General features: G+C 56.7%; 1 protein-coding gene. It reads right to left on the bottom strand.

Annotated features, from left to right (window positions below; translation table 11 throughout):
* The coding region (locus JKK62_RS12510) for a class I tRNA ligase family protein (RefSeq protein WP_201428167.1) at window positions 1-506 on the bottom strand (506 nt) is incomplete at both ends.

Here is a 506-nt window from a genome sequence, read left to right as displayed (position 1 = left end):
AACGGAGCCTTGCCTGTCTGCTCGATCGCAGAGAAAATCATTCTCGCGACCCAGAAGAAGATGATATCGTAGCCCGTGACCAGAGTGCTGGTCGGGTAGAAATATTTGAGGTCGTCGGTATTCTCAGGCCAGCCGAGGGTCGAGAACGGCCAGAGAGCTGAACTGAACCATGTATCGAGGGTATCCTCGTCCTGAGTAAGGTGAGTACCGCCGCAGTGGCAGCAGCAATCCGGAGCGTCCTTAGCGACGGTGACGTCGCCGCAGTCCTCGCAGTAGTAGGCAGGGATCCTGTGACCCCACCAGAGCTGACGGGAAATGCACCAGTCCTTGATGTTCTCCATCCAATGGAAGTAAACCTTCTCAAAGCGCTCGGGTATGAACTTAGTCTCGCCCTCGCGTACAGCCTTGATAGCGGGCTTTGCGAGCGGCTCCATGCGTACGAACCACTGCTTTGAAACCATCGGCTCGATGGTGGTGTGGCAGCGGTAGCAGGTGCCTACGTCGTG

The organism is Ruminococcus difficilis (assembly GCF_016680995.1).
The sequence above is the reverse complement of the archived record's forward strand: the minus strand, read 5'-3'. Positions and strand labels throughout refer to the sequence as shown.